The sequence below is a fragment of the Shewanella sp. NKUCC05_KAH genome (assembly GCF_019345585.1).
GTDB classification, from domain to species: Bacteria; Pseudomonadota; Gammaproteobacteria; order Enterobacterales; family Shewanellaceae; genus Shewanella; species Shewanella oncorhynchi.
This window is the reverse complement of the sequence record NZ_JAHKQZ010000014.1, coordinates 143,541-155,117: the sequence shown is the minus strand read 5'-3', so window position 1 is coordinate 155,117 and position 11,577 is coordinate 143,541. Positions and strand designations below refer to the sequence as shown.

The window sequence follows — 11,577 nt, the reverse complement described above, 5'->3', positions numbered from 1 at the left end:
TACCGGCCTGTCACGCCGGGGGTCGCGGGTTCGAGTCCCGTCCGCTCCGCCAACATTAAGAGATAAGCCTCATCGAAAGATGAGGCTTTTTTCGTTATGGCGTTGTGGATAATTCGTGTCAGTGACGCTAATGCTTCGAGCTCGAAGCACATGGTTATCCTCATACTCGGCTATCATGTAGATGAAATCCTTATCAGAATATGAAGCTTTCGCTTCAATGTTAAAAATCAAAACCTACTTTTTGCCGATCTTTATTCCACTTTATCAATATTGTTTCTTTCACGTTCTGAAAACCTCCTGTGCGCGACTTGGCAGTATTGACCTGTGACACTGATCTCGGACAAATTAAACGGTATAATGCTTTATGTCTTTCATGAGTAACGAAAATGAATTGTCGTCTTGGGTGTGGTGCTTGCTGTATTGCGCCTTCAATAAGCAGCGGTATTCCGGGTATGCCAAAGGGTAAGGCAGCGGGTGAGCGTTGTGTGCAATTGAGCGATGCCAATTTATGTTTGATTTTCGGCTCGCCTGATCGTCCTGCGGTTTGTAGTGATTTCGATGCATCTGAAGATGTTTGTGGTCATTCGAACGAAGAGGCGCTTTGGTTGATTACCCAACTCGAATCTCAGACCTCTCATTAAGTTTATCGCTGACAGGTGAAATATGCAGTTAACTCGTTATACCGATTTTGGCGTTCGTACCCTGATGTATTTAGCGGTTCAGCCAGATAGAACAACTTTATTTAGGATTGCTGAAATTACGCAGGTGTTTGATCTGTCACCAAATCATGTCTCTAAGATAGTGCATCATTTAGGCAAGATGGGTTACCTTGAAACCATCCGCGGTAAGATGGGCGGTTTCCGTTTGGGTAAGCCTGCGAGTGAGATTAACCTAGGCCAGTTAGTTCGAGTATTAGAAAACTCACTCGCCCCGATTGATTGCAGCAAACCTTACTGCCGATTTACACCAGCCTGTAAGCTTAAAGGCGTGTTAGCTCAGGCAGTTGAAGCTTATTTGAATGTGCTGGATCAATATACTTTGCTGGATATTGTGAGTAACCGTGATGAGTTAGTCGCCTTGCTGCCAGACTTTTCTATTTCAGTACTGCAACTGGATTAGTACCACTTTTAAGTGCAATACCGATGGGGAGCAAACTCGATGCTGGCACCAGATCAATCCCCTCGGTTTTAAGTCTGTGTAGGTTAGCCTCCAAGAAGCGCATAGTTTCTGGATAGGGATGGGCAATCGCCACCAAGCTACCTTGGGTATGTGCCTGACTTATCATTAAGTTAAATTGTCTCTCGAGTGCATTAGCACTAGTATCATTGTCTAGAAACAGTTGGCGTTTTAGTAAAGGAATGCCTAGCTTATCTGCGTTATCCCCTGCCTTAGTGAATCGTGTTGTCATGCTATCGACAAAATACAGCTGCTCTTGTTTGAGTGTTTCCATGACCCAGAGCATGGGATCGTCCAGTTGAGTCAATAGACTCCCCATGTGGTTATTGGCACCTTTGGCAAAGGGAACGCTGTTAATCGCATCAATAACACTGGTGCGAATTTGTGCCTCAGTCATCGTATTGGTTAACCCCCCCAGCCCTAACGTCTTACCATTAAGCGCCTGCATGGGAAGATGTAGCATAATTTCGTGGCCTTTTTGGTGTCCTGCGTTAGCGAGTTCTTTGCCAAGTGGGGTATGAGGTAATACTGAGAGTGTTACTGTATTGGGCAGTGCCAGCACGGCTTTATCTGTATGACGATAACCTATGTCATCAATAATGAGTGCAAGCTGGGCAGCATAGCTTTGAGAAATGCTTAGGGCCAATAGGGCCAAGGAATAAAGTAAGCGCACAATTTCTTCTTATTCGTCATGGTGCTGTATCCATGCAATGGCAGAGGTCACTTGATGATCTTGGGCCAGTGATGCATGGGCTGATAGGGCGTCGATTATAGCTAAATTACCAACGCCGGAACCAGTTTCGGCGGCAATTTTTATGTCGGGGATGATCCCAATGTTGTGAATGTTTTCACCTCTAGGAGTATTGTACTGGGCAATTGTGAGTTTAATCGCGTTACCATCTTCTAAGATGGGGATCAGGCTTTGTACTGTACCTTTGCCAAAACTGGTCTCACCTAAGAGTTTGGCACGACCATTTTCTTGTAATGCGGCGGCGAGAACTTCGGATGCAGAGGCCGAGCCTTTGTTGATTAACACTAGCATAGGCACGTTAGTCAGCATGGTTTGCGGTGAGGCATAGTAGTCAGAGTTGGCGTCGAAGAAGCGGCCAGAGGTCGAGACTATGCGTCCTTTGGCGAGAAAGAGATCCGCAATTTTAACCGCTTGGTCGAGTAGGCCGCCGGGATTATTACGTAGGTCTAAGATAAGTCCTGTGAGCGGTTTGTTTTGCCATTGGCTGAGCGAGCGCACCATATCTTCGGTAGAGTTTTCTTGGAAGTTGCTTAATCTGACATAGCCAATATTGCCATCAAGCAGTTGAGTACTTACAGACTCTATAGTGATATTGCTTGGCTTGAGTGACACTTTAAAGGTGGCATCGTCATTACTGTGTTTTAGCTCTAAGTTAATACTCTGATTATTGAGACTATGTCTTTTTATTTCAGTAAGGATATCGGCTAGATTCGTTTCAGTCGCTAGGGTGTCGTTAAGTTTAATAATAATATCGCCCGCACGTATTCCCGCTTGCTCTGCGGGAGAATGGGCAAAGGGGGCTATGATGCTGATGTGGTCTTTTTGGGCCGCGACTTCGAAACCGAAACCAAAATACTCGCCGCGATTAGAATCTTTAAGATCGAGTAATTCTTGATGATTCAAGAAGCTGGAATAGGGGTCGAGATGTTCAAAAATGCCTTTGATGGCGGCCTGCACTAGCTCTTCTTTGGGAACGGTTTTGATATAGTAAGTTTCAACCGTTTCAAGTACATCTTGTAGTAATGGATAGTCAAAGTTGTCGCGGTAGGATTTAGCATTCTCTTGGCTGGAGAGGCTGATGGATAGGCCTAAAGTGAGACCTAATCCAACGCAACTGATATAGCGGATCATGTATTTCATAACGGTCCCCTGTGATAAGGGGACCGTTATGATTAGCGACAGTATTTCGCTGGATCGACGGCTTGCCCTTTATGCCTTATTTCAAAGTATAGGCCAGGCTCGCTCTGTCCACCTGAACGTCCGACTAAAGCAATCACTTCACCGCTTTTTACCATCTCACCAGGGCTTTTTAGTAGGGTTTGAGCGTGACCGTAAAGACTCATATAACCTTTACCGTGATCGATGACCATAACAAGACCAAATCCGCGTAACCAGTCGGCATAAATGACTTTACCACCTGAAACGGCTCGAATATTTTGCCCTTCTGGTGCAGACAACATAGTGCCTTTCCACACTACTTGACCGGAACGTTGGCTACCAAAGCTAGCACTTACACGACCTTTTGTCGGCCATTTAAGTTTGCCACTTTGTTTACCAAATCCTTCCATCGAGGGATTATCTTTCATGGCCCGCAGCGCTTGTTCAACGACGCGCTTTAAGCTGGCCTCTTCAATTTGCAACTGCTCAAGCTCTGCACCCTTAGAATTTAAGGTGCGTTGCAGCTCTTTGATGGTCAGTTGACGCTGATCTTGCTCTTGGCTCAAACGTTTAGCTTGTACTTGTTGTTCGGCCACTAGTTTCGTTAATTGCTTTTGCTTACTCGTTTGCGACACCTTGATCTCATCTAGCTCGGTCAAGGTTTGCTTTAATTCGTTGATCGACTTCATCCGCGCTTTATTGAGGTATTGGTAATAAGCCAACATACGCTCGATAGTGGCGGGACTTTGCTGATTAAGCATCATCTTAGTGTAATCGTGATTACCGGTAAGATAGGCGCTCGACAGCTGTTTCGACAGTGTTTGTTGTTGAGTCACTTTAAGCGTTTCTAACTCATCTTGACGTTGTTTTAGCTCGGCAAGTTTAGTGTCTATTTGCGCTAAGCTATTTTTGGTGCTGTTGACTTTTTTGGCAGCTGACGCAATCGCTTCTTCATCGCTACGCAGCAATGACAGCAGCTTTTCTCTTTGTTTACTGGTGGTTTTTAATGCGCTTTGTTGTTGATTTATTTGCGTTTGGATTGATTTTAACTCGGATTTACGCTTCTCCAAATCAGAAGCGTGTGCCGAGAAAGATAACATCATAAAGCCAGCAATAATGCTGGCTTTAACAAGGAGTCGAGTGCTCACTAGGTAACGGTTACTCTTTTATGTGGATTAAGGGTTTGCCCGTCATCTCAGCTGGAATGGCTTCGCCGATCAAGGTCAAGATGGTAGGTGCAACATCGCTGAGTTTACCACCTTCATCTATGGTCGCATCGCGTCCAACAAAGACGAAAGGCACGAGTTCACTGGTGTGGGCCGTGTGAGCCTGACCTGTGGTTTCGTCGGTCATTTGCTCGGCATTGCCGTGGTCGGCGGTAATAATACATTCTCCGCCCACTTTCGCCAGCGCATCAACCACACGGCCGATACAAGCGTCGACAGCTTCACAAGCTTTAACGGCGGCATCGAAATTACCCGTGTGGCCAACCATGTCACCATTGGGGTAGTTACAGATGATCACGTCGTACTTAGTTGATTCAATTGCTGCGACTAACTTGTCAGTCAGCTCAGCTGAACTCATCTCAGGCTGTAGATCGTAAGTTGCCACTTTAGGCGAGTTGATTAGGATGCGATCTTCTCCCTCGAATGGCTCTTCTTTACCGCCGTTAAAGAAGAAAGTCACATGGGCGTATTTCTCAGTTTCAGAGATACGCAGCTGAGTACGACCTTGTTTCTGCAGCACTTCACCTAAGGTATTCACTAAGTTTTCAGATGGATAAGCGATAGGTGCTGTGATGTCGCCAGCATACTCAGTCAAAGTGACGAAGTGCATTTTCGGCATAACAGCGCGTTCGAAACCATCGAAGTCTGGGTGAATAAAGCTACGGGTGATTTGACGGGCGCGGTCAGCACGGAAGTTCATAAAAATCAGGGCATCGCCGTCTTTTAAGGTCGCAACTTGACCGTTGGCATCTGTGATCGCAGATGAAGAGACGAATTCGTCGTTTTCGTTACGTTCGTAAGCCGCTTCTAATGCTGTAACGGCATTGTCGTATTGGAATTTTGACTTACCTTGGGTGATTAAATCGTAGGCTTGCGACACGCGATCCCAACGATTATCCCTGTCCATAGCAAAGTAACGACCAATAATCGATGCGATACGGCCATGGCCTAATGTAGTAAACAGATCATCAAAATGGCTCAAGCTGCCCTTAGCGCTGCGCGGTGGCGTATCGCGTCCGTCGAGGAAAGCGTGCAGATAAACCTGAGTTGCACCGCGCGCAACGGCCATACGGCACATAGCTTCGATATGCTCTTCATGGCTGTGGACGCCGCCGGGGGAAAGCAAGCCCATAATGTGCACGGCTCCGCCAGCTTTGATGGCTGAGTCTACCGCATCACATAGCGCAGGATTTTTTTCAAACTCATGATCTGCAATGGCTTTACTGATACGAGTGAGTTCTTGATAAACCACACGGCCAGAGCCTAAGTTAATATGGCCAACTTCAGAATTTCCCATCTGGCCATCAGGTAAGCCAACATCTAAGCCAGAACCTGAAATCAAACTATGGGGATATTTAGCGTTGAGACGGTCGAGTACCGGAGTCTTGGCGTGGAAAATCGCATTATTATGCGTGTTTTCACGGTAGCCCCAGCCATCGAGGATCAACAACGCGAGCGGACGTTTAGCTGTCGTCATAGTGATACCTTTAAGTTTTATAGAAGCGATAGAAATCTGAAATTGGTCAAATATTACTACGTTAGCGGGGTATGAAAAAGCGCTTTACCCCGATTAAGGTCATCGAATCACTAATTCGCCCGATTCTGTGAGTGGCTTGTGACAAGTACAGAGTCAATTGCACTAAAAGTGCGATCTCGAACTGTGACTAAACTGCTGCATTCTGCCAAGGCAATCGGTATACTCTGTGCCCTTATCGAATTTTCGCCATTTATGCGGGCAATCATCATGCAAGAATATATCGAATTTTTTAAAGCTCACTCAATGCTCAGTCTGGCTTGGGTGGGATTATTTGTTGTGCTTGTCGCGAGTATCATCAAATCGAGCATGTCAAAAATCAAAAGTATTTCTCATCAAGAATTAACGATTATGGTGAATAGACAGGATGCTAAAGTGGTTGATGTGCGCTCGAATGACGAGTTCCGCAAGGGCCATATTGTTGATGCACTTAACGTTACGCTCGCCGATATTAAAAATAATCAGATATCAGCCCTTGAAAAGTATAAAGCCAGTCCCATTATATTGGTATGCAATGCTGGCATGACCTCGTCTCAAGCCGCTCAGCTTTTGAGTAAGCAAGGTTTTGAAAACCTGTACAACTTGAAAGGTGGTATGGGTGAATGGCAGGCAGCAAATATGCCTGTTTCAAAAAGCAAAAGATAAGTTGTCGGCGGCAGTTATGATTTAAGCTGCACTCAATCCACTGGATAGTGCAGTAATAAAGTCATCATTGTTTGGCATACTGATCCTACGGTCGCTAAGGGCTTAATGTAAGTTTTTAGACTGGTTCGATCGATACCCGTATATGGGTACAAGTTGGGATGATACCGAGATCTGATATAGGCCTTGAGTAACATAAGCCCCGAGCCAATTTACGTTCAAATGGTAATTGGCTTTCAAATAATAATTGGCTTTCAACGAAAAGCCGATACAACATTGATAGGATAGGTAGGAAATTATGGCTGAAGTAGCAAACAACGAACAACAAGCCCCACAATTCAACATCCAACGTGTTTACACTAAAGATGTGTCTTTCGAAACGCCTAACAGCCCAGCGGTATTCCAAAAAGAATGGAACCCAGAAGTTAAGTTAGATTTAGACACGCGCAGCGCTAAATTAGCTGATGATGTGTATGAAGTTGTCCTGTCTTTAACTGTGACTGCACAAAACGGTGGCGATACCGCTTTCCTATGTGAAGTACAACAAGCCGGTATCTTCTCTATCACTGGTCTGACTGAGCCACAATTGGCCCATTCATTAGGTGCATACTGCCCTAACATCCTATTCCCATATGCTCGCGAAACCGTGGGCAGCTTAGTCGGTCGTGGTACTTTCCCACAACTGAACTTAGCACCTGTTAACTTCGACGCGCTGTTTGCCCAATACGTGCAACAACGTCAAGCTGCTGCGACTGCACCAGCTGCCGAAGAAGCTAACGCTTAATTACATGAAAAACTCTGCCGATATCACGGTATTAGGGGCGGGCTCTTATGGCTCCGCCCTTGCCATTTCTTTAGCCAGCAACGGTCATAAGACCTTGTTATGGGGACACGATCCTGTCCACATGCAAACGCTCGCTCAAGACAAGTGCAACCAAGCTTTTTTGCCTGGTATTGCGTTTCCTGATTGTTTACAGATCGAAGCCGATTTAGCCAAAGCCTTAGCCGCCAGCAACAATGTGTTAGTGGTAGTGCCAAGCCATGTGTTTGGTACTGTGCTTGAGCAAGCTAAACCGTTACTCCGTAGCGATGCGCGCATCGTATGGGCAACGAAAGGGCTCGAACCTGAAACCGGACGTTTGCTGCAAGATGTGGCCCGTGATGTGTTAGGTGAGCAATATCCGCTGGCGGTGTTATCTGGGCCGACCTTTGCGAAAGAACTCGCCATGGGTTTACCTACGGCCATTTCGGTCGCGGGCACTTGTCCTACGTTCACTAATGATCTCGTTGAGCTGTTACACAGCCCTAAACGTTTGCGGGTTTACGCCAATGACGACTTTACCGGACTGCAACTTGGCGGCGCGGTAAAGAACGTGATCGCGATTGGTGCGGGTATGTCCGACGGTATCGGCTTTGGTGCCAATGCCAGAACAGCCTTGATTACCCGTGGTTTAGTCGAATTGACGCGTTTAGGCGAAGCCTTAGGTGCCAATGCGGCCACTTTTATGGGCATGGCGGGGTTAGGCGACTTAGTGTTGACTTGTACCGACAACCAATCCCGTAACCGTCGTTTCGGTTTAGCCTTAGGTAAAGGCTGTGATGTGATGACAGCACAGGCTGAAATTGGCCAAGTGGTTGAAGGTTATCGCAATACCAAAGAAGTGTTTACGCTTGCGAAACGCCTCGGGGTTGAAATGCCAATCACTGAGCAGATTTACCAAGTCTTGTATCAAGGCAAAGCGCCGGTCGATGCTGCTAAAGAGCTGCTCAGCAGAGAGAAGAAATCAGAAACGCCTACGCAATAAACCGCGAGCCGTGATGATGCTGTAATGCCGAATAAAGGAAAGGGTGCTAAAATAGCGCCCTTTTTTATGCCTAGCGTTTGAGCTTATCTTTGCTCCGTTTAGCTGTTGCATGACTTGCTTGCTAAAGGTTCGCGAGTTATCAAATTGCCCGTTGGCAGCCAATACCAATCAATTTATCTGTGTGGAGTAAGAGCGTGAAACGTCATGATGTCATTATTATCGGAGCCGGCGCTGCGGGATTGATGTGTGCAGCGACCGCGGGTTACCGAGGCCGTGATGTACTCGTACTCGACAATGCCAAGCAAGCCGGGCGTAAAATCCTCATCAGCGGCGGCGGGCGTTGTAACTTTACCAACCTTAAAGTCGAGCCCGCTAACTTCCTCTGTGGCAATCCTCACTTTGTTAAATCGGCACTCGCGCGTTATCCGTCGCAGCAGTTTATTGAAATGGTCGAGCGCCACGGCATTGAATACCATGAGCGCGATCACGGCCAACTGTTCTGCAATGACTCGGCTAAAGAGATAGTCACTATGCTATTGACCGAGTGTGAATGGGCAGGCGTGACCATTAAGCTGCGCACCGATATTCTGGCCGTTAAAAAGACGGAGGCAGGGCGCTTTGAGCTCAATACCTCTAATGGCGAACTAAGCTGCGACTCACTGGTTATCGCCACGGGTGGCTTATCCATGCCTAAACTCGGCGCCACGCCTTACGGTTATCAACTGGCCGAGCAGTTTGGCCTCAAAGTATTGCCAACTCACGCGGGTCTGGTGCCTTTTACTTGGCACAGCGAAGATAAAATTCGCTTCGAGCCTTTGTCTGGCATCGCAGTGCCGAGCCGCATTACCGCCAAAGATGGCACTGCATTTAGCGAAGCGCTGCTATTCACGCACCGCGGCTTATCTGGCCCTGCAATTTTGCAGATATCCAACTATTGGAAAGCGGGCGAAACCATAGAAATCGATCTTTTGCCGAATATGGATTTGGCGCAATTGCTAGAGCAACAGCTCGCCGCACATCCAAAACAAAGCCTGCGCAACACCCTCAGCCAATGGTTGCCTAAACGGCTGGTGGAAGTGTTATTCGATGAAGCCCTGTTGAATAAAGCGTTAAATCAGCTAGTGCACGCCGAGCGCGCAACACTGGTGGATGATATACACCACTGGACAGTATTGATGAACGGCACCGAAGGCTACCGCACCGCCGAAGTGACGTTAGGCGGCGTTGATAGTAATGAGCTGTCTTCCAAAACCATGGAAGCCAGCAAAGTCGCCGGACTCTACTTTATCGGTGAAGTCATGGATGTAAGTGGTTGGTTAGGCGGGTTTAATTTTCAATGGGCCTGGGCATCTGGCGTGGCTGCAGGACAAGCGGTTTAGTCTCTAACTTGCAAGAGTAATGAGTTTAAAACCCTGACTGTTTGAACTCATCAAAGCCAATCTTCTAGCTAAATCAGCAAGGCGGCTGAATCGTATATTGCGTTATATACATTGCCACTGGTTCCCCAGTGACACGCCGCCCTTTTATTTCACAAGAAGTAGCCCTATAGGCTCGACAGCAAAATCTGCTGTATATGACTCTTGATTACAAGAATCGAATGTTGCGATCACATAGATGTGAATGAGCATCCATGCCGCCAACAATCACTGTTGCAACAGTGGCAATCTTAACGACCACTGAACTGTTCATCTGGCTAAAAGATATTGCCCCAAAACTAGATAAGTTTGTCGTCAGGTGTACAGGATGAATTGTCATTGTTTCCACTGTGACACGCCATAAACTCATCCCTGAGGGCTCGACGGCGGCATCCATGCCGCCAACGGTCACAGTTGCCACAATGCCAATCTTTACGACCATTGAACTGTTCATCTGGCTAAAAGCTTTTGCCCCTTTATGGTTTAGAGTAGAAGCTCATACACATTCTGTTAATGAACTTTTGCCCTACAAAAAGTTATCCAAACTCAGCACGTTCAGAAATTATGCACTCACAGTGCATCCTAACTTTTTAACACCCTCACTAAGTTATTGATTTTCTGTTGAAGACTTAAACGAAAGGCCGCATTATATCAATGCAAAGAGCGGCTTAGCGCGGTATAGAAAGTGTTATATGTATGAGGTAAGTTTTGAGTTCAATTAATCATCACTATGTCCCACAATTGTATTTACGAGGCTTTATTGCTGAGTCTGGTCGTATTCAAGTATTTGATAAAAAGTTGGAATCATTCAAGAAAGATAAGCAAACACCTCGAACAATATTATTCGAAAAACATAGGAATACAATCACACATCGAGGTGTGCAAACTGATGCACTAGAAAAGCTCTACGGGACAATTGAAGCACCATTGGGGCAATTTTTTGATTTAGTTCGCAAGGGCCTGTTGGCGAAAGAACTAATATCCAAAGAAGGCATTTATCTTCTAAAGGTATTTGTAGCGTTTCAATTTTGGCGAATGCCTTTGTTAGATCCCTTTGTAGAGCAGTACATTAAAACTCTAGACTTAACACGGTTTGGAGACAGAATTACACTGAATGGGGTCAATATTGGCGATTGTGATCAAATCAAAAACGCATTAGAAAATGACTCAGGGTTCAGGCATTACTTTCGTAGCTTTATGCTGCCTCTATTAACGTTTGATTTTAGGGTAAATGATAGTGACTATGAATCATGGAAAGTCCATCATGTTTCGCCAGAATACGGAGGTTGGAACAACTTTTTAACGGGAGATAACCCGCTACTCTTTGACGATTTGACTCAGATGTTTGCATTTAAGTCTAAGTTTATTATGCCTTTATCGAATAATCAGTTGATCACCTTTTCGCCAGTTCAAAATCACGCTATGAACCTAGACCCGCTTTTTACAACTTACTTAGCAATGGCGACATATAATCAGTGTCATCGATATGTTGTAGGTACTAATAAAGACTATATTGAGCAAATAAAGTTATTTTTGGGTTCGGAGGTGGAACCTTCAGATTTGAGGGCGGAGTTATTTACATACATATAATGATTGAGCAGTGCAATAAGATTTGGTCGTGGAAATAACCGATTTGCCATACCTGAAATTATTCATTAATTACTGATGTTCGATTTTACGAAACTAATTGTTGTCCCAAAGCGTGCTGGGTATCTCCTTCATACAGACTGGTTACACTAGTGCCCAAAAGGTGAGCAATGGTGATTGGCGAGACGACCGTCCGCCCCATGGACGGGGCGGTCGAGCATCCAAGGACGGACTTGCTGCGAGTCGACGAGCGAATGCCATGGCAAGCCTGTGCGAGTGGATA

12 protein-coding genes are annotated in these 11,577 nt (G+C 46.0%); 7 read left to right on the top strand and 5 right to left on the bottom strand.

Translation table 11 applies throughout. The features are described 5' to 3' along the window. Window positions 1-386 precede the first annotated feature (386 nt). Together KO533_RS14000 and KO533_RS13995 are read left to right on the top strand one after the other, a co-directional pair. Window positions 387-641, top strand: coding sequence for a YkgJ family cysteine cluster protein (locus KO533_RS14000; protein ID WP_105250837.1), 255 nt, complete (start codon window positions 387-389; stop codon window positions 639-641). Between the two features lie 22 nt (window positions 642-663). Continuing rightward, on the top strand, window positions 664-1,119 hold the full coding sequence (locus KO533_RS13995) for an Rrf2 family transcriptional regulator (RefSeq protein WP_105250838.1): 456 nt from the start codon (window positions 664-666) through the stop codon (window positions 1,117-1,119). On the opposite strand, the gene KO533_RS13990 is transcribed toward KO533_RS13995, so the two are convergent. From KO533_RS13990 to gpmM, 4 genes are read right to left on the bottom strand one after another with little or no spacing between them, the layout of a single operon-like run. Beyond that, window positions 1,094-1,849, bottom strand: a complete 756-nt coding sequence (locus KO533_RS13990; RefSeq protein WP_219254707.1) for a divergent polysaccharide deacetylase family protein — start codon at window positions 1,847-1,849, stop codon at window positions 1,094-1,096. The two genes, KO533_RS13995 and KO533_RS13990, sit on opposite strands and share 26 nt — an antisense overlap. Window positions 1,850-1,858: 9 nt before the next feature. Further along, window positions 1,859-3,067 (bottom strand): S41 family peptidase, encoded by a 1,209-nt coding sequence (locus tag KO533_RS13985; protein WP_105250840.1) that lies wholly within the window; start codon window positions 3,065-3,067, stop codon window positions 1,859-1,861. 32 nt (window positions 3,068-3,099) lie between these two features. Further along, window positions 3,100-4,233 (bottom strand): peptidoglycan DD-metalloendopeptidase family protein, encoded by a 1,134-nt coding sequence (locus KO533_RS13980; RefSeq protein WP_219254705.1) that lies wholly within the window; start codon window positions 4,231-4,233, stop codon window positions 3,100-3,102. A gap of 10 nt (window positions 4,234-4,243) precedes the next feature. Then, window positions 4,244-5,788, bottom strand: coding sequence for a 2,3-bisphosphoglycerate-independent phosphoglycerate mutase (gene gpmM, locus KO533_RS13975; RefSeq protein WP_105250842.1), 1,545 nt, complete (start codon window positions 5,786-5,788; stop codon window positions 4,244-4,246). A gap of 267 nt (window positions 5,789-6,055) precedes the next feature. Between gpmM and KO533_RS13970 the strand changes: the two genes are divergently transcribed. The 4 genes from KO533_RS13970 to KO533_RS13955 all read left to right on the top strand — a co-directional run bounded on the left by KO533_RS13970 (window position 6,056) and on the right by KO533_RS13955 (window position 9,671). Next, window positions 6,056-6,490 (top strand): rhodanese-like domain-containing protein, encoded by a 435-nt coding sequence (locus KO533_RS13970; RefSeq protein ID WP_105253030.1) that lies wholly within the window; start codon window positions 6,056-6,058, stop codon window positions 6,488-6,490. Between the two features lie 295 nt (window positions 6,491-6,785). After that, window positions 6,786-7,271, top strand: coding sequence for a protein-export chaperone SecB (gene secB / locus KO533_RS13965; protein WP_006083777.1), 486 nt, complete (start codon window positions 6,786-6,788; stop codon window positions 7,269-7,271). A 4-nt stretch (window positions 7,272-7,275) separates the two neighbouring features. Further along, a complete protein-coding gene (gene gpsA / locus KO533_RS13960) occupies window positions 7,276-8,292 on the top strand; it encodes an NAD(P)H-dependent glycerol-3-phosphate dehydrogenase (RefSeq protein ID WP_105250843.1) in 1,017 nt (338 codons plus the stop codon). Between the two features lie 194 nt (window positions 8,293-8,486). Next, on the top strand, window positions 8,487-9,671 hold the full coding sequence (locus KO533_RS13955; RefSeq protein WP_219254703.1) for an NAD(P)/FAD-dependent oxidoreductase: 1,185 nt from the start codon (window positions 8,487-8,489) through the stop codon (window positions 9,669-9,671). Between the two features lie 205 nt (window positions 9,672-9,876). Here the strand turns inward: KO533_RS13955 and KO533_RS13950 are convergent, their stop codons facing one another. Next, complete coding sequence (locus KO533_RS13950) at window positions 9,877-10,149, bottom strand: hypothetical protein (protein ID WP_251073441.1); 273 nt, start codon at window positions 10,147-10,149, stop codon at window positions 9,877-9,879. Window positions 10,150-10,415: 266 nt separating this feature from the next. On the opposite strand from KO533_RS13950, the gene KO533_RS13945 reads away from it, so the two are divergent. Then, window positions 10,416-11,297, top strand: a complete 882-nt coding sequence (locus KO533_RS13945) for a DUF4238 domain-containing protein (RefSeq protein WP_173242470.1) — start codon at window positions 10,416-10,418, stop codon at window positions 11,295-11,297. Window positions 11,298-11,577 lie beyond the last annotated feature (280 nt).